Origin of the sequence: Ilumatobacter sp., from assembly GCF_039969435.1 — a bacterium.
Lineage (GTDB): Bacteria > Actinomycetota > Acidimicrobiia > Acidimicrobiales > Ilumatobacteraceae > Ilumatobacter_A.
Genome location: NZ_JBDVNU010000035.1, coordinates 1 through 19,467, shown reverse-complemented (window position 1 = coordinate 19,467; position 19,467 = coordinate 1). Strand labels below are relative to the sequence as shown.

Below are 19,467 nucleotides of genomic sequence, written 5' to 3'. Positions count from 1 at the left end.
GCCGGCCCTGATGGGCCGGCCGTCGCATGGTTGGGGTGAAGGGAATCGAACCCCTAATAACAGAACCAGAAACTGTCGTGTTGCCAATTACACCACACCCCAGAGTGCGGTGACCCCGATCCGCCGGAGCGGTCGGAGCCTGTGCGGGAACCGAGGATATCGGCGGCTCCGCCCATCGACTCGGTGCAATTTCCGGACCCGGGCCGCTATCGTTGGCGACCGCACCAGCCACGGCCGGTGCTGCATCACGTCCCGTTCGTCTAGGGGCCGAGGACTCCACCCTCTCAAGGTGGCAACACGGGTTCGAATCCCGTACGGGATGCCACGCGAAAACCCCTGATCAGTCGACCTGATCGGGGGTTTCTCCGTTTTCGGGCCTCACGTGCGGCGCGCTCGCAGGATCACGTCGTCGACGTGATGGGACGTGGCTGCCGCAGGACGCTCCCGCCGCTCGTGAACCTCGACCGTCCAACCCGGCGCCGCAGCCACGACCCGGGCGACGTCGTCGGCGTGGACGTAGGCGTCGGGGTCGAACATCTGACTCGCTCCCCCACTGCCGACCACGACGCGCATCGGCGTCACGTCGTGACTCACCACGAGCAGTGTTCCCCCGACCGCCACCGCGTCCATCAGGTTCTGGATGCCACGCCCGTCGGTGGTCCGTGGGATCGCCGGATAGTGGGTCGTCACGAGGTCGAATCCGCCGGACTCGAACGGGTCGAGCGCATTGGCATCGACGTGCGACGCGGCGACCACCAACCCTCGGCCGGCTGCAGCTTCGGCGACCCGGACGAGACCGCGTTCCGAGACGTCCGATGCCGTGACCTGCCAGCCCTGCTCGGCGAGCCACACCGCGTCGCCACCCTCGCCCGCTCCGACGTCGAGGGCCCGACCGGGTGCCACCCCGCTCAGTTCTGCGACGAGCGCGCCGTTCGGGTTGCCGCTCCACACCTGAGCACCGCTGTAGCGCTCGTCCCACTCGCGTTCGTTCGCCGAACGGCGGACGTGCGTCTCCAGGTCGGCCGCTGCGAGCGACGCTGCGATCATCGCTCCGACACGGTTCCCGTGGGCCGCGGCGTGCAGCACCTGTTGCATCGGGTCGGTGACGTTGCCGGCGGCGAACACACCGGGGACCGAGGTCGCGCCAATGTCGTCCACGGCGACGTGATCACCCAGACCGGACGGATGCTCGACCGGGGTGATCCCCAGGGCGGAGAACGGTTCGACCCGCGCCCCGACCCGGAACGGGGCGGTCACGACCACGGCGTCGGCGTCGAGTCGCCGACCACCGACGATGTCCACACCCGTCACGGATCCCGCGTCGTCGGTGACGACGCGCTCGACGCGTCCGTCGACGATGAGCACACCGGAGTCGCGCAGAGCACTCAGGGCCTCGTCGTCGGACGCGACACCCTCGTGGAGAACCAGCGTGAACCGCTCGGTGAGTTGCCGGAAGAGTCCGGCCGGGTGCAGGCCCATCGGATGGGTGATGATCTGCACGATCCGGCGGTCGCGCACTTCGTAGCCGTGACAGAACGGGCAGTGGATCACGCCGTTGCCCCACTGCTCGGCCACGCCGTCGATCTCGGGGAGTTCGTCGACGAGGCCCGTTGCGACGAGCACCCGTCGCGCCACGACCGTGAGTCCGCCCGCGGTGTCGACGCGGAACCGACCGTCGTCCGTCCTGCTCGCCGCCGTGACCCGTCCGGCGAGCACCTCGCAGCCGTAGCTGCGCACCTCGTCGCGAGCGATCGCAGTGAACTCCCGGGGAGGTCGTCCGTCATGGCCGAGGTACCCGTGCATGTGCGCTGCTGGAGCGTTGCGTGGCTCTCCCGCGTCGATCACGATCACCGAACGGCGCTGGCGACTCAACTGCAGCGCAGCGGCCAGGCCGGCAGCCGATCCGCCGACGACGACCACGTCGCAGTGGCGCTCGAAGTTCGGTCGATGGTCACCGTTCGACTCGGTGCCACCGTGTGCATGGCCGGCGTGATCGGGGTGGACGGAGTGCGTGTGATCGCTCATGGGATCGACGGTACGCTCCGGACGATGAAGTGCAAGAGCTGTTGCAATATTCGCAAGAGAGGGACGTCGTGACTCCCGTCGGGACGGACGACATCGAACGCGTGGTCCGCACGCGACTGAGGAGTCTGCGCACCACCCTGGGCCTGTCGCTCGACGACCTGGCGGACCGCACCCATCTCAGCGCCTCGACGATCAGCCGGATCGAGACCGGCAAGCGAACGATCGGCCTCGACGTCCTGGTGCCACTCGCACGGGCGCTCCAGATCGACCTCGACACGCTTCTCGACGTACGTCACGACGACGACGTCGTCATCCGACCCGAGCCGAGCCCGTGGGGTGAACACACGATCTGGACCCTCAGCCGACCGACCGGCAACACGATCGCGATCAAGATGCGACTCACTCCGTCCGAGATGCCCGAGCAGCAGGTGCACCCCGGGCACGACTGGTTCGTGGTGGTCGAAGGACGTGTCCGGCTCCACCTCGGCGACCGGGACATGATGGTGGAGACCGGCCAGGCCGCGGAGTTCGCGACGATGACACCCCACGCCTTCGCCGCGGTCGACGGACCCGCCGAGTTGATCATGATCGTCGATCGCGAGGGACAGCGGGCGCACGTCCATCACGCACACGACTGATCGGGTGACGCCGACCGCGGACGTCGCGTCAGTCGACGAGGTCGCTCAGGCGCTGGAATCCGATGATGCGCCCGACGGCCACACCGCCGGCCTCCTGGACGTGACGCTTGAACGATTCGGATCCCGTGACCACCGAGGTGTCGGTGGAGGAGACCTCGGTGCCGAGACCGGCCTCCTCGGCGATGAGCCGGCTGCGCAGGGCGTGGTAGGGGTCGGTCACGATCAACACGCTGTCGAGACCTCGCGCCTCGAGCAACGCCGCCACCGACGTCAGGCTGTCCTGGGAGTTGGCGCCGGCGTTCTCCTGCAGGATGACATCGGCCGGGATGCCCCGCTCGACGAGGTAGTCCGCCGAGGCCTCGGCCTCGGTGAAGCGGTCACCGGGAATGTTGCCACCGGTGACGACCACGAGGGGCGCCACCGCATCGGGCCAGATCTCCACGACGTGATCGAGCCGCGCCGCCAACTGCGGCGACGGACGACCGTCGTACTGCGCGGCGCCCATCACCACGATCGCATCGACCGGACCGTCGTCGCGGGTGCGCCCGGTCGACCACACCTGCAGCAACGACACCAGGAAGTAGGCCAGGCCGAGCACCAGTGGGATCGCGACGGCGACCATGATCCGTCGTCGGATCCGGGACCATCGCACGCCGGTCCGGCTCGCCTCGACGGCATCCGGATCGATCGCCGGTTCGGTCCGGCCCGACACGATCGCGGACTCGGAGTCGGGTCCGCCGGTACTCGACATGGCCTCAGTCTGGCGCGCTGGATTCACCGAGGCGCGTCACGGCACTGCGCATTCTGCGGATCGTCTCGATCTGCCCGAGCGTCTCCATCGCCTCGAACAGCGGCGGTCCGACCGCCCGGCCCGTCACCGCGACACGCGGCAGCGCCTGCGCCTTGCCGAGCTTGACCTCGTAGGGCCCCATTGCGGTTTCCATCGCTGCCTTGAGGGTCTCGTGGGTCCACTCACCGTCTCCGAGCGCCGAATACGCCTCGATCACGTCGTCCAACAGCGGAGCCGCCCAGTCGGGCGCGCTGGCCTTGGCCCACGCGTCGTGGTCGAGCTCGGGGTCGACGCCGTCGCCGAGGAAGAGGAAGTCGACGAGTCCCGGCGCATCACCGAGTCGTTCGAGGCGCTCCATGATGTGCGGAGCGATCGAGGCGAACCGTCGACGGTCCCAGTCGACGGGCAGTTCGGCATCGACCGCAGCGAGGAACTCGTCGAGCGGCAGGTTCTTGATGTACTGCTTGTTGAAGGCGACGAGCTTCCTGACGTCGAAGAACGCCGGGGACAACGTCACGTCGGCGAGATCGAAGTCGGCTTCCATCTCCGCCCAGGTGAAGATCTCGCTGCCGGCGGCCTCGGCTCCGGGCGGAGTCCACCCGAGCGTCATCAGGTAGTTCACCATGGCGCCGGGGAGGATCCCCTCGTCCCGGTACGACTCGAGCGCCACCTTGTCACGACGCTTGGACAGCTTCTTGCGCTGTTCGTTGACGAGGACCGGCACGTGGGCCCAGCGCGGTGGTGTCGCCCCCAGTGCCTCCCACAACATCTGCTGCTTGGGCGTGTTGGGGAGGTGCTCCTCGGCGCGCACGACGTCGGTGATCTCCATCTTGATGTCGTCGACCACGTTGGCGAGGAGGAACATCGGGGTGCCGTTGCCCCGCAGCAGCACGAAGTCCTCGATCGTCTCGTTCTCGAAACTCACGTCACCGCGAACGCCATCCGACACCACCGTCGTCCCGTCCGGCACGCGGAATCGCAGGACTCGGCCCGGCGCGGCCTCGAGCCCGCGGTCACGCGAGTACCCGTCGTAGCCCGTCAGCCCGAGTTCCTTCGCCCGGTCCTGGACCTCCTGGCCGGTCAGGTCGCAGTAGTACGCAGCCCCCGACTCGAAGAGTCGGTGTGCAGCTGCGACGTGTGCGTCGGCGTTCTCGCTCTGGAAGTGCGGCCCCTCGAAATGAGCGTCGTCGGCCGAGATCCCGATCCATGCCAGGGCATCGATGATCCCCTGCGTCCACTCGGGTCGGTTGCGCGCCTCGTCGGTGTCCTCGATCCGCAGGACGAACGTGCCACCCGAGCGACGTGCGAGGGCCCAGTTGTGCAGAGCGGTCCGTGCACCACCGACGTGGAACGAGCCGGTCGGTGACGGTGCGAATCGGAAGCGAGGTCTGGTGGAGGTCATTCGCCTCCGAACGCTACCGACGGTGAGGTCGCCTCCCGAGTTCGTCTGGCTCGCCTCACGGTTCCTTCAAGAATGGTCCGCACGGCTTCAGAACAGTGATCCGATCCCGAAACTACGTCGAATGTTGCGCCGGCAACAATGCTGCAGACAACCTTGCATCGAGCAACAGTGCCACCGGCAACGGCTACTTCGAGCAAAGAAATTCGTACAGGACCGACACGTGACATCAGAAGACCAGCAGCGACAGCGATCGGGACGCCGGATGCGCTCGTCGGTGCTCGCCGCAGCCATCACCCTCGCGTCCCTGACCGGCGGACTCCTCCACGCCGGATCGTCGTCCCCGGCCAATGCCGACACCCCGACCGCGGTCGGCGTCGACGGGGCGGACCTCGTCGACGAGGTCGGCGGACTGATCCGCATCACGGAGCCTGCGATCCTGGGACCGTTCGCAGCGGAGACGCCCGGTGCGGTCGAGCGCAGCACCCGGACCGAGTCCGCTCCATCCGTCGTCGAGACGTTGACGCTGCACTCGCGTCCCGGCGCCACCCGCAAGATCCTGCTCGACTTCGACGGCGGCACGATCACCAGCAGGTACTGGAACGGCGGCCGGCCGATCCAGGCCGCCGCCTACTCGCGCGGCAGCGACACGAGCAACCAGTCGTTCTCCGAGATCGACCTCGTCGAGATGCGCCGCATCTGGGAGAAGGTCTCGGACGACTACGCGGCGTGGGACGTCGACGTCACCACCGAGGACCCGAGATCGAGCGGCCTCGCCCGCAGCGACAGCGGCGACGTCCACTACGGGGTGCGGATCATGATCACCCCGACCTCGTCGTGGTACGAGACACGCGGCTCGGGCGGTGTTGCCTACGTCGACACCTTCGACTTCGCCGAGGACCTGCCGGCATTCGTCTTCTCGGCCAACCTCGCCAACGGCAGCTCCAACTCGGTCGCCGAAGCGGTCTCGCACGAGGCGGGCCACACCCTCGGCCTCCACCACGACGGCGTGCACGTCCAGAACGCCGACGGGTCCGCGACGCATCTCGAGTACTACGGAGGCCACGGTGACTGGGCCCCCATCATGGGGGTGGGATACAGCCGTCCCCTCACTCAGTGGTCGAAGGGCGAGTACCCCGGCGCGACCACCACCCAGGACGACATCGCGGTGATCGACCGCTACCTCACGCGCCTCCCCGGCACCGCCACCGGCGCCGCGACCGCGATCGGCCCGGGCCAGTCCACCACCGAGCACACGATCTCCCGAGGCGGCACGTCGGACGTTCACGTGCTGCACGTCGGAATCGGGCCGGTGACCATCACGGTCGACAAGGCCGACCCCGCCGGCAACCTCCTCGCACGCCTCGTCGTCCGCAACGCGTCGGGCCGGATCGTCGCGAGCGCCGAACCCGCCGGTGCCGCCCAGTGGTCGCTGGCGGCCACCCTTCCGCTCGACACGCCGAGCGGACTCCACACCGTCGAGGTCCAGAGCATCGGCTGGGCTCCCGGCACCGATCAGGCCTTCAGCAGCTACGGGTCGATCGGCCGCTACGTCCTCACCGTCGACGCTCCCGCCCAGGCCGCCGTTCCGACTCCCACCGCGCCCCCGACCGTGGCTCCGACCCCGCGGCCGACGACGCCGCCCGCGAGCACCCCGCCCGCGAGCACCCCGCCCACCAGCACCCCGACCACGGGCACCTCGCCGGCCGTGACGCCGACACCGGCTGGCGGCGACCGCCTCACGGCCGTCGCGCCCCGTCGCCTGCTCGACACCCGTGCCGCTGACGCAGCGGTCCGTGGCCCCCTGACCGCCGGGCTCGACACCCCGGTCACCCTCGGCGGAATCCCGACCGACGCCACCGCCGTCGTGGTCAACCTCACCGCCGTGGCACCCCAGGCGTCGGGCTACTTCAGCCTCACGCCCTGCGGTTCCGACGACGACGCTCGCACCTCCGCACTCAACTTCGCCGCCGGCCGCAACATCGCCAACTCGGTGATCGTGCCCGTGTCGCAGTCGTCCGCCACCCGTGGTCAGATCTGTCTCTTCTCGTCCGTCCCGGCTCACGCGCTGCTCGACCTGACCGGCTGGATCGGCGCCGACGGCGACCTGTCGCTCGAACACCTCGGTTCGACCCGCGCCGTCGACACCCGGACCGCGACCGGCATCGGCGGTCGCCTGCCCGCCGGTGTGCGCACCCCCGTCTCCCTCGATGCGGTCCTGCGCAGCGACACCGTCGGCGCCGTGTCGCTCAACGTCACCGCCATCCGCCCGGCCTCGGGAGGCTTCCTGACCATCGACGACTGCTCCGACGGACTCCCGCCGACGTCGTCGCTGAACTTCGTCGCCGACGAGATCCGGGGCAACAACGGGGTCTTCGCCATCGGCGCCGACCGCCAGATCTGCGTCACCAGCAGCACCGACACCCACCTCACCATCGACGTCACCGGCGAGTTCGGAACGGCTCCGGGGCTCACCTTCGTGGCGACGCTCTCACCGGAGCGGATCCTCGACACCCGCGACACCGGCCGGCTGAGCGCCGGTGGAACGACATCGTTCGACGTCGACTCCGCCGCAGGGGCCAGTGCCCTGGAGCGTGCTCCCGTGGCGGCCAGCGTCAACCTGACCGCCGCTGCGAGCGATGGCGGGTACGTCACGGCGTGGGCCTGCGACGAACGCCCGAACACGTCGGCGCTGAACCCGTCGAGCGGCGGCGCCACCGCCAACGGTGCACTGGTCGAACTCTCCCCCACCGGGACGTCGTGCTTGTTCGACTCGGCGGGTGGACACCTGATCGTCGACCTCGCCGGATGGTGGATCTGACCACTGCGCGACCACACTGGGGAGATGAGCTCCACCGCCGGCCAGATCAACGTCCTCGGCACGGAGTTGATGCCGTGCTCCTACGACCCGATGACGGGCTACTACCGGACGGGCTGCTGCGAGAACCGCGGGGACGATCCCGGCATGCACACCGTCTGCTGCCGGGTGACCGAACCCTTCCTCGCCTTCTCGGCGTCGATGGGCAACGACCTGAGCACGCCGATGCCGCAGTACGGGTTCGCCGGCCTGAAGCCCGGCGACCAGTGGTGCGTGTGCGCGATGCGGTGGAAGGAGGCCTTCGACGCCGACATGGCCTGCGACGTGGTGTTGGAGGCGACTCACGTGTCGACGCTCGAGTACGTCGACCTCGCCGACCTCCGGGCCCACGCCGTCACCGCCGACTGACGGGGGTGGCTGGGTTTCCGACCCCAGCCCACCCGTCAGTGGGAGTAGTCGTAGAAGCCGCGGCCGGTCTTGCGACCCAGGAGGCCGGCCTCGACCATGCGGGAGAGCATGGCCGGCGACGCGTACAGGGGTTCCTTGAACTCGGAGTACATCGACTCGGCCACCGCTGCCGTGGTGTCGAGGCCGATCAGGTCGGCGAGCGCCAGCGGACCCATCGGATGGTTGCAGCCCTCGACCATTCCGTTGTCGATGTCCTCCGCCGTGGCGAAACCAGACTCCATCATCCGGATCGCCGAGAGGATGTAGGGGATCAGCAACGCGTTGACGACGAAACCGGCACGGTCCTTGCTGCGGATGACGACCTTCGACAGAGCGTCCTCGGCGAAGCGTTCGGAGCGGGCGACCGTCTCCTTCGACGTCATCAGGCTGGTCACCAACTCGACGAGCTTCAGGACGGGCACCGGGTTGAAGAAGTGGATCCCCACCACGTTCTCCGGTCGCTGCGTCGCGATGCCGAGCTTCATGATCGGGATCGAACTCGTGTTGCTGGCCAGGATCGCATCGTCCGCGGTGACGATCCCGTCGAGTCGGGTGAACACATCGGTCTTCATCGCCTCGTCCTCGATGATCGCCTCGATGACCATGCGGCGGTCGGCCATGTCGGCCAGATCGGTCGTGAACGTGAGGTTCGACACCGTCGTCTCACGCTCCTCCTCGGTCATCTTGTTGCGGGCGACCGCCTTGTCGAACGAGCCGAGCAGCCTCGTCCGACCGCGTTCGGCCGACGCCGCGTCGACCTCGTGGACGACCACGTCCATCCCGGCTCGGGCGCACACCTCGGCGATGCCGGCGCCCATCTGGCCACAACCGATGACCCCGACGCGTTCGATGGATGGCGGAGCAGATGTCGCAGTGTCTGTCATGGTGCGGGACGGTATCCGCGCCGGTACGCAGCTTCGCATCGGGACCGATGTTCGATTGCGCGGTCCCCGACCTGCGTGTGTGACACTCGATCCGTGCAACTCTCACGCCGCCGGTTCCTCGCTCTGTCAGCGTCCGTCACCCTGGTCGCATGTGCAGGATCCGACTCCGACACCGCGCCCGCCACGACCGACGGGGACGCTCCACCCGAACCGACGGATCCACCGGCGACCGAGCCGTCCGACACCGGACCGCCCGCCACCGAACCCGCCCCGACCACGAACGACACGACGACCACCGACACCGTCGTCGACGACGAGCCCGACAGCCCGTTCGCGGCGGATCCGTTCGTCCACGGAGTGGGGTCGGGTGACCCCGACGCCACCTCCGTGGTGCTCTGGACCCGCCTCGGGGGCGACCTCCCCGACGGCGACATCGACGTCGACTGGTTCGCCACCACCGACGACGGCGACACCGTGGCCGGTACCGCGGTCACGAACGCCGGACTCGGATACAGCGTGCACGTGGTCGCCGACATCTCCGGTTCGGCCGAGTACCGGTTCGAGGTACCGGGATGGACCAGCCCGACGGGGCGCACGTCGCCACTCGCCGGAGATCCGTCGGAGTTCCGGATCGCCACGGCGAGTTGCCAGCACTACGAGACCGGCTTCTACGCCGCCCACCGCGACATCGCCGAGTGGCAGCCCGACCTCGTGCTGTTCCTCGGCGACTTCATGTACGAGGGCGACCCGCGGACCGACGACGGGTCCGGCGTGATCGTGCGATCCCACGAGAATCCCGAGCCGATGGACGTCGACGGGTACAGGATCCGATACTCCACCTACCTCGGCGACCCGGACCTCCAGGCCAGCCGCGCATCGGCACCCTGGCTGGTGATCTGGGACGACCACGAGGTCGAGAACAACTACGCCGGCCTGGTCTCCCAGGTCGACGACGAACCCGATCAGGACCCGGCCGTGTTCGGCGTGCGTCGCAACGCTGCGTACCGGGCGTGGTGGGAGAACCAGCCGACCCGACTCCCGATGCCCGAACTCGACCGCGACCCGACCGCGCCGTACCCGATCCACCGCGGGCTCGACATCGGTGGTCTGCTGCGCATCTCCGCGCTCGACGGACGCCAGTTCCGTGACGACCAGGTGAGCGACGTCACCCTCGACACCGGCCCGCCGGCCGCCGGGTGGGACGACCCCGCACGCTCGATCCTGGGAGCCGAGCAGGAGGCGTGGATCGCCGAGCGCTTCGCCACGTCGCCCGCCACCTGGAACTGTGTCGCGCAGCAGACGATCCTCAGTGACACCCGTCTGCCCGGCGGTGCGATCTTCAACTACGACCAGTGGGACGGCTACCACCCGGCTCGCGAGCGGCTCCTCGCCGGCGCACCGGCGAACTTCGTCACGGTGACCGGCGACATCCACCTCGCCGGCGTCGGTATGGTCGGCCGGTCGGGCGAGACCGTCGGCATCGAGTTCGTCACCACGTCGATCTCCTCGGTCGCGAACGTGGACCCGGCACTCGCCGAGGTGGTCTTGAGCATCCCGTCGATCGTCGACGCCGACCTCGTCGGGCGCGGCTACACCCGCCACACCGTCACGCCCGAGGCGTGGACGGCGGAGTACCGCAGCGTCGACGTCGTCGGCGACGCCGACTCACCGGTGAGCACGTGGAAGACGTTCCGCGTCGACGCCGGAGTCGTCGGGGTCACCGAGGCCTGAGGTGTGGCAGGGGTCTGACCCACTCCACACCGACCCACTGCCCGCCGGAGTCCGACGGTGTCAACGAGCCCGAGCGGGACGTGCGATCGCCGCGAACGTGACCGCCGCTGCGTGGCCGACGTTGAGCGAGTCCACCTCGGTCGAGATCGGGATGCGGACCCGGTGGGTCGACGCCGCCATCGTCGCCTCCTCGAGGCCGTGACCCTCGGCGCCCAGCACGACGGCGATGCGCTCGGGCACGTCCATGTCCCACAGGTCGGTCGAGCCGTCGCCAGGAGTCATCGCCCAGGTCTCGAACCCGGCTCGGGCCAGTGTGTCGAGCGCGCCCGGCCAGTCGTCCCGGCTGGCGCGGGCGACGGGCACGTGCAGGATCTCGCCCATGCTGACCCGAACGGTCCGACGCTGGTACGGGTCGTTGCAGGTCGGGCTGATGACCATCGCGTCGATGCCGAAGGCCCGTGCGGCGCGGGCGATGGCGCCCACGTTCTGGTCGTCGTTGAGCGCCTCGAGCACGACCAACCGAGCGCACGTCGAGGCCAACTCCGCCACGCTGGGCATCGGGGCGCGGAACGCCGACGCGAGGCAGCAGCGGTACATGTCGAAGCCCACGACCTCGGCGATGACCTCCTGCTGGGCCACGTAGACCGCCACGCCCGCCATCTCGGGCCGCTCCATCGTCGCTGCGAATCGGGGGAGACGCTTCGGATGCAGCAGGACGGAACGCATCCGGTGGCCGGAATCGAGCATCCGGTCGATCGGCACGTACCCCTCGCCCATGAAGAACTCGTCGCCCTCCATCTCGGCGCGCACCGCGATCGAGTTGAGTTCCCGGTAGTCGTCGAGACGCGGATCGGCCGGGTCGACGACGTACGTGACGCCGTTCATGTCCATGGGGTCACGTCCATCGGGCGACCCGGCCGACCTCGTTCAACGGTGCAGCGGGATCAGCGCTGCATCGACTTGGTCTGGAGGAACTCCTCGATGCCGTACGGTCCGTTCTCACGGCCGTATCCCGACTGCTTGTAGCCGCCGAACGGAGCAGCGATGTTGAAGCTGCCGCCGTTCACGTCGACGGCGCCGGTGCGCATCCGCCGGGCGACCGCCATGGCCCGGTCCTGGTCGCCCGACCACACGCCGCCCGACAGACCGTAGAGGCTGTCGTTCGCGATGCGGATGGCGTCGTCCTCGTCCTCGTAGCCGATGATCGAGAGCACCGGGCCGAAGATCTCCTCCTGGGCGATGGTCATGTCGTTGGTGACGTTCGCGAACACGGTCGGCTTGACGAAGTAGCCCGTCTCATGGCCCTCCGGCTTGCCGAGACCGCCGGCGACGACCACGGCACCCTCGTCGATTCCCTTCTGGATGTAGTCCTGCACGCGATCCCACTGGGCCTGGCTGATGAGCGGCCCGAGGTGCATGCCCTCCTCGGTCGGGTCGCCGACCTGGGTCGCCTCGGCGGCGGCCACGGCGATCTCGACCGCTTCGTCGTACCGGCTGTTCGGGACGAGCATGCGGGTGTGAGCGGTGCAGGTCTGGCCCGAGTTCAGGTAGCAGGCGAACAGGCCCTTCGGGATCACCGCTGCGAAATCGGCGTCGTCGAGCACGATGTTCGCCGACTTGCCGCCCAGCTCGAGGGCGACACGCTTGACGGTCTCGGCGGCCGACGCCGCCACCGCCTTGCCGGCCCGGGTGGATCCGGTGAAGCTGACCATGTCGATGTCGGGGTGCGACGAGATGGCTGCGCCGACCTCGGGCCCCGTTCCACTGACCAGGTTGAACACGCCCGCCGGCAGGCCGACCTCGTGCATGATCTCGGCGAGGATGAATGCGTTGAGCGGGGCCACCTCGGAGGGCTTGAGCACGATCGTGCAGCCCGCGGCGAGCGCCCCGCCGACCTTGCAGATGATCTGGTGCAGCGGGTAGTTCCACGGGGTGATCGCGCCGACGACACCGACGGGCTCCTTCACCACCAGGCTGTTGCCGATCTCCTCTTCGAACTCGAAGGTGTCGAGGAGCGTGGCGAAGGTCTGCATGTTGCCGGCGGGGAGGCCGGCCTGGATCATGGTCGACCAGGTGATCGGCATCCCCACCTCGCCGGCGATCACTTCGGCGATCTCGGCCGAGCGTGCCTGCAGCGCTTCGTTCAGGCGGACGAGGTACTTCTGGCGTTCCTCGACCGGGGTCTGTGACCAGGATTCGAAGGCGGCCTTGGCGGCGGCAACCGCTCGGGCGACGTCGCTCGCCGAGCCGTTCGGGATCGAGCCCATGACCTTCTCGGTTCCGGCGTTGACGACGTCGATGGCTCCTTCGCCATCAGAAGCCACCCAGGCACCGTCGATGTAGATCTGTTCGTAGTTGCGCATCCCCACAGCCTCGCAGAGCGCGACCCGTCGGGCCGAACCGATCTGCGATCACCGGTGCGTCAGGGCGCGAGTCCCGAGAACGGAGCCCACGGCAGGTTGCGCAGCACGGCGAAGGCGACGAGCACGACGACCGACCCGTAGAGCACCGGTACGGGCGGTCGCAGCGCCGGCACGCGTGCGTGGCCGAGACGCCGATCGAACCACGACACCCACGCCCAGGCCAGCAGCGCGAGTCCGACGGGAACCAGGACGTTGAGCGAGAACACTCCGGCGATGTCGCCGTGGGCGAGTTCGTGCATCGCACGCATGGATCCGCATCCCGGGCAGTGCACGCCGAGAAGAGCGATCGACGGGCAGGTCGGGTAGTTGCCTGCCGCGTGTGGATCGCGCACGCCCACCGTGACGACCGCGGCAGCAGCGAGCACTGCGACCGCCATCGGCTTGGACGCAGCGCGCCAGACGGCGTGCCGGCACGCCGGGCCGGCGACACCGTCGCGTCGCGTCACCGACGCATTCGACATCGTCACGGCGTCAGGTGCTGGAACTGGAGACCAGCACGACGGCGAACAGGACGTACAGCACGATGATGACGATGCTCGAGATCGCCGCCCACATCGCGAACTTCTTCGCCTTCTCCGACGACTCACGCGCCCCTGCGTAGTCACCGGCGCTGTACTTGCCGTCGACCTGCGCTGCGAACACGATGCTGGCGACCCCGAGGGGCAGGCAGCAGAACAGCGTCGACAGGATCGCCCAGACCAGGTAGTTGTCGGGCTTCGGGCCGGCGGCGCCGCGACCGCCGCCGTAGGGCTGGTAGCCGGGAGGTGGTTGAGTGTTGGACATGATGTGCTCCTTCTGAACGCTGTGACACTGTCGGATCGGAACATACGCGCTCGCCGTCGACGGGCGGGACGAATTCGACGGGGAACACTCCCCGTCCTCGTCCCGGGCGGCGCTCGATCAGCCCGCGAGGTGTCGCTCGGCGAGCTCGATGCTGCGCACGATCCGCTGGAACAGACCGTCCATGTCGATGCCCTCGGTGGACTTCATCCCGAGCTTGTACCGCGCGTACACCCCGTGGATGATGCACGCCGTCTTGAACGAGTTGAAGCTGCGGTAGTAGCCGAGGTCGGACAGGTCGGCACCCGTCCGATCGGCGTAGCGCTCGACCAGGTCCGCTCGTGAGGCGAACCCGGGCAGGGCCGTGGGCGACACCCGTCGGGCGTCGTCGGAGTCGTCGGGTTCGATCCAGGCGTTGAGGGCGTAGGCGAAGTCGGCGAGCGGATCGCCGAGCGTGCCGATCTCCCAGTCGAGCACGGCTGCGACGGTGCCGTGGTCGTCGACCATCACGTTGTGGACGCCGTAGTCACCGTGAACGACGCGCGCCGGACCCTGTTCCGGGATGTTCGCCAGAAGCCGGTCGTGGAGGGCATGGAGTCGCTCGTCGTCGTAGTCGGCGTGTTCGGCCGACGCGGTCCACGACCCGTACCAGGTCCGCAGTTGACGGGCGACGTATCCGTCGTGGCGCCCGAGGTCGCCCAGTCCGACGTCGTCCGGGTCGATCGAGTGGAGGTGGGCGAGCACGTCGACGAACGAGTCTCCCACCCGGACGCGTGCCTCGACCCCCAGGCGGGGCGCCGTCTGTTGCGCCGTGTAGAGCGCCTCGCCACCGACCTTGCCCATCACGTAGAAGTGCGTGTCGCACACGTCGCGGTCGTCGCAGTATCCGATCGGCTCGGGGACCGGCACGCCGGCGGGATGCAGAGCCTCGATGATGCGGAACTCGCGCCACATGTCGTGTGCCTTGGGCAGCAACTCGCCCTTCGGCGGTCGGCGGATCACGAACGACGCACCGTCGGCGTCGGTCAGTTCGTAGGTGAGGTTGGAGTGCCCGCCCTCCAGGCGCACCCAACTGCACGGGGCCACGACGCTCGTGTTCGCACCCATCCACGCCTCGACCACGGGAACGTCGAATCCCGGTACCTGCTCACTCATCCCCGGATCTTCGCGCCTGCCCGGCCGTCGGGAGGATTCCGAACTCGGCGATGCTCAGGTCACCGGTGGGTTCGATACCAGGAGATGAGTGCGTTGGTGGCGCTGTCGTGATCGTCGGGCTTCGCCTCGCCGGTGAGCTCGGGGGTGATCTGGTTCGCGAGTTCCTTGCCCAGTTCCACCCCCCACTGGTCGTAGCTGTCGACACCCCAGATCGTTCCCTGGACGTGCACGACGTGTTCGTACAGCGCGATGAGTTGCCCGAGAACCGACGGTGTGAGGCGCTCGGCAAGAATCACCGTGTTCGGCCGGTCGCCCTCGAAGTTCCGGTGCGGTTCGGCGTCGTTCGACCTGCCGAACGCGAGCGCTTCGGACTGCGCGAACAGATTCGCCATCAGGAGATCGTGGTGCTCCTGGTACGAATGGTTGCCCTTGGCGAATCCGATGAAGTCGCACGGGATGATCCGGGTGCCCTGATGGATCAATTGGTAGAAGGCGTGCTGGCCGTTGGTGCCGGGCTCGCCCCAGATGATCGGCCCGGTGTCGTGGGTGACGCGGTGGCCGTCGAGGTCGACCGACTTCCCGTTGGATTCCATGTCCAACTGCTGGAGGTAGGCCGGGAATCGGGCGAGGTCGTTCGCATAGGGCAACACGGCCTTGGTGTCGTGGCCGAGCCCGTTCGCGTACCAGACGCCGAGCAACGCCATCAGCACCGGAGCGTTCTCGCGCAACGGCGCGGTCCGGAAGTGCTCGTCGATCACGTGGAACCCGCCGAGGAACTCACGGAAACCGACCGGGCCGATGGCGATCATCAGCGACAGCCCGATCGCCGAGTCGACCGAGTATCGCCCACCGACCCAGTCCCAGAATCCGAACATGTTGCCGGTGTCGATCCCGAACTCGGCGACCCGCTCGGCGTTGGTCGACACCGCGACGAAGTGATCGGCCACGGCGGCTTCACCGAGTGCGTCGATCAGCCACGTCCGGGCCGTTCGAGCGTTGGTCAGGGTCTCGATCGTGCCGAAGGTCTTGGAGGCCACGACGAACAGCGTCGAGGCCGGATCGCAGTCGGCGAGCACCGACGCGATGTCGTCCCCGCCGATGTTCGACACGAACGAACAGCGGATGCGGTCGTGGCGGAACGCCCGCATCGCCCGGTACGCCATGGCCGGGCCGAGGTCGGATCCCCCGATGCCGATGTTGACGACATGGGTGATCGACTCGTCGCTGCGGATGCGGTCGGCGAAGGCGCCCATCGCGTCGAGTACCTCGTGGACGTCGGGCACGACGTTCTCACCGTCGACCTCGAAGGATGATCCTGCGGGCATCCGCAGCGCGGCGTGGCCGACCGCGCGGTCCTCGGTGACGTTGATGTGGTCACCGGCGAACATCGCGTCGCGACGAGCCTCGACGCCCGAGCTCTCGGCGAGCGCGAGCAGGACGTCGAGCGTCGGATCATCGATCGAGGCCTTCGACCAGTCGATGCGCAGGTCTCCTGCGGCCGTGACGTACCGCTCCGCCCGGCCGGGGTCCGTTGCGAACAGTTCGCGCAGGTGGTCGGGGCGCGGCAGCGAGGCGAGGTCGTCGAGTGTGATGTCGTTCATCGACACCGGAACGTAGCCCCACGCACCGTGCTCGTCGACCGCGACATCGGCCGGGAACCCGTCGGCGTCCACTCGGACGAAGTCGGACGGGTCGAGATCCTCGGCGGCGGCTTCGTCGAGGAACACGACGGTGTCGTCGAGTCGGACGCTCGCGATCGGCAGGTCGGGGTCGACCCGGGCGCCGCCGGCCTCGGCGACTCCACGCACCCACGACGACACCGGTCCGGCCTTGCTCTCGCCGGTCGCGAGCACGACGCGCCAGAGAGCGGCATTCACGACGGCCGGTCCGAGCGTCATCCGTCGACGACCGTTGAACTCACCGATCGCGAGCACGTGCGCCGAGGACGTCAACGTCTCCTCGACGTCGGGATGGGGACGCGGCGCCCACGATGCGGTGTGTCCGTCGGAACCGAGGCCGAGATGGACCACGTCGAACACGGCGGGCAACTCGTCGGCGTAGCGCACGGCGGCTGCGTCCAGGTCGTCGGCGGTGACCGGCATCGGATGCGTGGTCGCCGGGAGCGCGCCGAGTTGGCCCGCGTTCCGATCGTCGTCGCCGTCGGGGGCGACGCGTTCGTCGACCTGCCACACGTCGACCGCCGACCAGTCACCTGCGGGGAGGCCGCAGTCGACCAGTGCGTCGAACAACGGTGGCGCCGTGCTTCCACCGCTGACGGCGAGTGACGCCGTTCCACGCTCGGCGACGGCGATCGAGAGTCGAGCGCCGATGAACCGGGCGCACGCCCGGGCGGGGTCGGGAGACACGTGGATGCGCATGCGCCGAAGGTACCCGCCACCGGCATCCGTAGGCTCCTGGCCGTGGAGGAACCGCCCGGCACGGAGTCAGACGCCGTGACTCGGGGCGTGAGGGTCGGGCTCGCCGCGTACACATTGTGGGGCCTGCTCACCATCTACTGGAAGCAGCTCGGAGCGTTCGACGCACTCGAACTGATCGGATGGCGGATGGTGTTCGCCGGCCTGGTCATGGCCGGGGTCGTGAGCGTCCGTCGGACCTGGCCGCAACTGCGCGCCGCGTTCGGTCATCGCACCACGCTCCTCCGCTTGGGCGTCGCAGCCGTGCTGCTCACCGGCAACTGGGGCAGCTACGTCTGGGCGGTCACCAACGACCGCGTGATCGAAACAGCGCTGGGGTACTTCATCGCCCCCCTCGCAACGATGGCGATCGGCGTCTTCGTGCTGCGCGAGCAGCCGTCGACGGCGCAGCGCGTCGCATTCGGCCTCGCCTCGATCGCCGTCGTGATCCTCACCATCTCCAACGGTCGCCCTCCCTGGATCGCGATCGTCCTCGCCGCATCGTGGAGCCTCTACGGCCTGACCAAGCGGCGGATCCCGCTCGACGCCGTCGACAGCCTCGCCGGCGAGACCTTCGTGCTCCTGGTTCCCGCCGTGGCATTCCTCCTCGTGGTGGGCGGGCGAGCGGGAAGCGTGGTCGACGTGGCCGACACCCGTGACTGGTTGTTCCTCGCCGGCACCGGTGTGATCACTGCCGTGCCCCTGATGCTCTTCGCCTCCGCCGCCAAGAGCATCCCGTTCACGCTGCTCGGCCCACTGAACCTGGTCGTGCCGGTGATCAACTTCGGTCTCGGCTGGCTCCTGTACGACGAACCGATGCCGCTCGACCGGGTCGTCGGCTTCGCATTCGTGTGGGCCGCCCTGCTGGCCGTGATCGTCGACCGGTTCCGTGCTGCACACGGACCGGCGGCCGTCGCCACCTCGGCTCCGACGTTCGCAACACTGGAATCAACGACCGATTGACGATCGTTCGCTAGGGTTCGGTCCCATGCGCAAGATCCTCATCGCCGTACCCGTACTCGCCCTCGGATTCGCCGCGTGCTCGGACACGGCCAACTTCAAGAGCCAGACCGAGGACTTCATCGAGAGCGACGAGGTCGAGGCCCAGATCGAGGGCGAGGTCACCGACGCCACCTGCGAGGAGCCCGCCAACACCGACGTGGGCACCACGTACACCTGCACCGGTCAGGTCGAGGGCATCGGCGAGGTCACGTTCGTCTCCACGATCACGGCAGAGGACGAGTTCGAGGTGTCCATCCAGCCGTGAGCTGACCCGTGCGGCCGGGTCGCGACGATGGGGAGACCTCCCCGGGCACGGGATGCACCTCGAGTGTCATGATCGCGCTGTGAAACGCACCGCCACCCTCGCTGCCGTGTCCGTCGCTGCGCTCGCCGCCTGTGGTGCGAGCGCCACCGTGCAGGAACAGGCCGGCGACGCCGTTGCCTCGTTCGTCGACGACGACCGCGACCTGTCCGACGCCGAGTTCGACGACGACTGTCTCCGTCGCACGGCCCTCGGGCTCAGCGACGAAGTGGCACAGGCGATCGTCGACGACGGCGGCGAGGTGGACCTCGACGTCGACGACGAAGACGACCGTGACGACGTCTACGACTTCTACAACTGCGCCGACGACCGTGAACTCGCCCGCCTGATCGAAGACCAAGCCGGCGACGTCGACGCCCGTTGCCTCGAGGACACGTTCGAGGAGATCGATCCCGGAGACTTCCTGTCCGACGCCGACGGCGACCGGCCCGGCAGCCTCGGCGATTTCCGGCGGGTCGTCTCGTGCACGTCGTCGGACCCCGAGCCGACGGACCCGGACCCGAGTCCTCCCGACACCACCACGACGGTCCCCGAGACGACGACCACCACGGTCCCCGAGACCACCACGACCACGAGCACGAGCACGACGACCACGGCGCCGCCCACGACGCCACCTCCGACCCCCCCCCCCCCCCCCCC

16 protein-coding genes, 2 tRNA genes and 2 pseudogenes are annotated in these 19,467 nt (G+C 68.6%); 8 read left to right on the top strand and 12 right to left on the bottom strand.

Annotated features, from left to right (window positions below; genetic code table 11):
• Positions 1–27: 27 nt before the first annotated feature.
• A tRNA-Gln gene (locus tag ABJK40_RS17025) sits at positions 28–102 on the bottom strand.
• A gap of 147 nt (positions 103–249) precedes the next feature.
• Here ABJK40_RS17025 and ABJK40_RS17020 point away from each other — a divergent pair.
• Positions 250–325, top strand: a tRNA-Glu gene (locus tag ABJK40_RS17020).
• A gap of 53 nt (positions 326–378) precedes the next feature.
• Here ABJK40_RS17020 and ABJK40_RS17015 read toward each other — a convergent pair.
• Positions 379–2,025 (bottom strand): bifunctional NAD(P)/FAD-dependent oxidoreductase/class I SAM-dependent methyltransferase, encoded by a 1,647-nt coding sequence (locus ABJK40_RS17015; protein WP_348483039.1) that lies wholly within the window; start codon positions 2,023–2,025, stop codon positions 379–381.
• 68 nt (positions 2,026–2,093) lie between these two features.
• Between ABJK40_RS17015 and ABJK40_RS17010 the strand changes: the two genes are divergently transcribed.
• Positions 2,094–2,663, top strand: a complete 570-nt coding sequence (locus ABJK40_RS17010; protein WP_348483040.1) for a helix-turn-helix domain-containing protein — start codon at positions 2,094–2,096, stop codon at positions 2,661–2,663.
• 28 nt (positions 2,664–2,691) lie between these two features.
• On the opposite strand, the gene ABJK40_RS17005 is transcribed toward ABJK40_RS17010, so the two are convergent.
• Together ABJK40_RS17005 and gltX are read right to left on the bottom strand one after the other, a co-directional pair.
• Positions 2,692–3,414 (bottom strand): YdcF family protein, encoded by a 723-nt coding sequence (locus tag ABJK40_RS17005; RefSeq protein WP_348483041.1) that lies wholly within the window; start codon positions 3,412–3,414, stop codon positions 2,692–2,694.
• Between the two features lie 4 nt (positions 3,415–3,418).
• Complete coding sequence (gene gltX / locus ABJK40_RS17000; RefSeq protein WP_348483042.1) at positions 3,419–4,855, bottom strand: glutamate--tRNA ligase; 1,437 nt, start codon at positions 4,853–4,855, stop codon at positions 3,419–3,421.
• A gap of 220 nt (positions 4,856–5,075) precedes the next feature.
• Here gltX and ABJK40_RS16995 point away from each other — a divergent pair, with 220 nt between their 5' ends.
• Both ABJK40_RS16995 and ABJK40_RS16990 read left to right on the top strand, forming a co-directional pair.
• A complete protein-coding gene (locus ABJK40_RS16995) occupies positions 5,076–7,673 on the top strand; it encodes a zinc-dependent metalloprotease family protein (RefSeq protein WP_348510347.1) in 2,598 nt (865 codons plus the stop codon).
• Positions 7,674–7,697: 24 nt separating this feature from the next.
• Positions 7,698–8,078: a DUF2237 domain-containing protein gene (locus ABJK40_RS16990; protein ID WP_348479452.1), complete on the top strand. Its 381-nt coding sequence runs from the start codon at positions 7,698–7,700 to the stop codon at positions 8,076–8,078.
• Between the two features lie 35 nt (positions 8,079–8,113).
• Here the strand turns inward: ABJK40_RS16990 and ABJK40_RS16985 are convergent, their stop codons facing one another.
• The gene (locus tag ABJK40_RS16985; RefSeq protein ID WP_348479453.1) at positions 8,114–9,001 is read right to left on the bottom strand and encodes a 3-hydroxybutyryl-CoA dehydrogenase; all 888 of its coding nucleotides are present in this window, start codon (positions 8,999–9,001) and stop codon (positions 8,114–8,116) included.
• A 93-nt stretch (positions 9,002–9,094) separates the two neighbouring features.
• Between ABJK40_RS16985 and ABJK40_RS16980 the strand changes: the two genes are divergently transcribed.
• Positions 9,095–10,732 carry an alkaline phosphatase D family protein gene (locus ABJK40_RS16980; RefSeq protein ID WP_348479454.1) on the top strand — a complete coding sequence of 546 codons (1,638 nt, stop codon included), beginning with the start codon at positions 9,095–9,097 and terminating at the stop codon, positions 10,730–10,732.
• Positions 10,733–10,792: 60 nt separating this feature from the next.
• Here the strand turns inward: ABJK40_RS16980 and ABJK40_RS16975 are convergent, their stop codons facing one another.
• The 7 genes and pseudogenes from ABJK40_RS16975 to ABJK40_RS16945 form a co-directional block, all read right to left on the bottom strand.
• A complete protein-coding gene (locus tag ABJK40_RS16975; protein WP_348479455.1) occupies positions 10,793–11,617 on the bottom strand; it encodes an RNA methyltransferase in 825 nt (274 codons plus the stop codon).
• 59 nt (positions 11,618–11,676) lie between these two features.
• Positions 11,677–13,095, bottom strand: coding sequence for an aldehyde dehydrogenase family protein (locus tag ABJK40_RS16970; protein WP_348479456.1), 1,419 nt, complete (start codon positions 13,093–13,095; stop codon positions 11,677–11,679).
• A 59-nt stretch (positions 13,096–13,154) separates the two neighbouring features.
• Positions 13,155–13,601, bottom strand: coding sequence for a DUF2752 domain-containing protein (locus ABJK40_RS16965; RefSeq protein WP_348479457.1), 447 nt, complete (start codon positions 13,599–13,601; stop codon positions 13,155–13,157).
• Positions 13,602–13,626: 25 nt separating this feature from the next.
• Positions 13,627–13,938 carry a CD225/dispanin family protein gene (locus ABJK40_RS16960; protein ID WP_348479458.1) on the bottom strand — a complete coding sequence of 104 codons (312 nt, stop codon included), beginning with the start codon at positions 13,936–13,938 and terminating at the stop codon, positions 13,627–13,629.
• A gap of 117 nt (positions 13,939–14,055) precedes the next feature.
• Positions 14,056–15,090, bottom strand: a complete 1,035-nt coding sequence (locus ABJK40_RS16955; protein ID WP_348479459.1) for a phosphotransferase family protein — start codon at positions 15,088–15,090, stop codon at positions 14,056–14,058.
• 59 nt (positions 15,091–15,149) lie between these two features.
• A complete protein-coding gene (gene pgi, locus ABJK40_RS16950) occupies positions 15,150–16,691 on the bottom strand; it encodes a glucose-6-phosphate isomerase (RefSeq protein ID WP_348479462.1) in 1,542 nt (513 codons plus the stop codon).
• A gap of 153 nt (positions 16,692–16,844) precedes the next feature.
• A pseudogene (locus ABJK40_RS16945) lies at positions 16,845–17,468 on the bottom strand (6-phosphogluconolactonase); the annotation flags it as partial.
• Positions 17,469–17,510: 42 nt separating this feature from the next.
• Here ABJK40_RS16945 and rarD point away from each other — a divergent pair.
• The 3 genes and pseudogenes from rarD to ABJK40_RS16930 all read left to right on the top strand — a co-directional run.
• A complete protein-coding gene (gene rarD / locus ABJK40_RS16940; RefSeq protein WP_348479460.1) occupies positions 17,511–18,467 on the top strand; it encodes an EamA family transporter RarD in 957 nt (318 codons plus the stop codon).
• A 25-nt stretch (positions 18,468–18,492) separates the two neighbouring features.
• Entirely contained in the window at positions 18,493–18,771 is a 279-nt protein-coding gene (locus ABJK40_RS16935; RefSeq protein ID WP_348479461.1) for a hypothetical protein, read from the top strand.
• Between the two features lie 79 nt (positions 18,772–18,850).
• Positions 18,851–19,467 (top strand): annotated as a pseudogene (locus tag ABJK40_RS16930) (hypothetical protein); the annotation flags it as partial.

Bases quoted from the DNA above. Each gene is read 5' to 3' on its own strand.
- ABJK40_RS17015 (WP_348483039.1), bottom strand. From the start codon at position 2,025: ATGAGCGATCACACGCACTCCGTCCACCCCGATCACGCCGGCCATGCA.
- ABJK40_RS17005 (WP_348483041.1), bottom strand. From the start codon at position 3,414: ATGTCGAGTACCGGCGGACCCGACTCCGAGTCCGCGATCGTGTCGGGC.
- gltX (WP_348483042.1), bottom strand. From the start codon at position 4,855: ATGACCTCCACCAGACCTCGCTTCCGATTCGCACCGTCACCGACCGGC.
- ABJK40_RS16990 (WP_348479452.1), top strand. From the start codon at position 7,698: ATGAGCTCCACCGCCGGCCAGATCAACGTCCTCGGCACGGAGTTGATG.
- ABJK40_RS16985 (WP_348479453.1), bottom strand. From the start codon at position 9,001: ATGACAGACACTGCGACATCTGCTCCGCCATCCATCGAACGCGTCGGG.
- ABJK40_RS16975 (WP_348479455.1), bottom strand. From the start codon at position 11,617: ATGAACGGCGTCACGTACGTCGTCGACCCGGCCGATCCGCGTCTCGAC.
- ABJK40_RS16970 (WP_348479456.1), bottom strand. From the start codon at position 13,095: ATGCGCAACTACGAACAGATCTACATCGACGGTGCCTGGGTGGCTTCT.
- ABJK40_RS16960 (WP_348479458.1), bottom strand. From the start codon at position 13,938: ATGTCCAACACTCAACCACCTCCCGGCTACCAGCCCTACGGCGGCGGT.
- ABJK40_RS16955 (WP_348479459.1), bottom strand. From the start codon at position 15,090: ATGAGTGAGCAGGTACCGGGATTCGACGTTCCCGTGGTCGAGGCGTGG.
- pgi (WP_348479462.1), bottom strand. From the start codon at position 16,691: ATGAACGACATCACACTCGACGACCTCGCCTCGCTGCCGCGCCCCGAC.
- ABJK40_RS16935 (WP_348479461.1), top strand. From the start codon at position 18,493: ATGCGCAAGATCCTCATCGCCGTACCCGTACTCGCCCTCGGATTCGCC.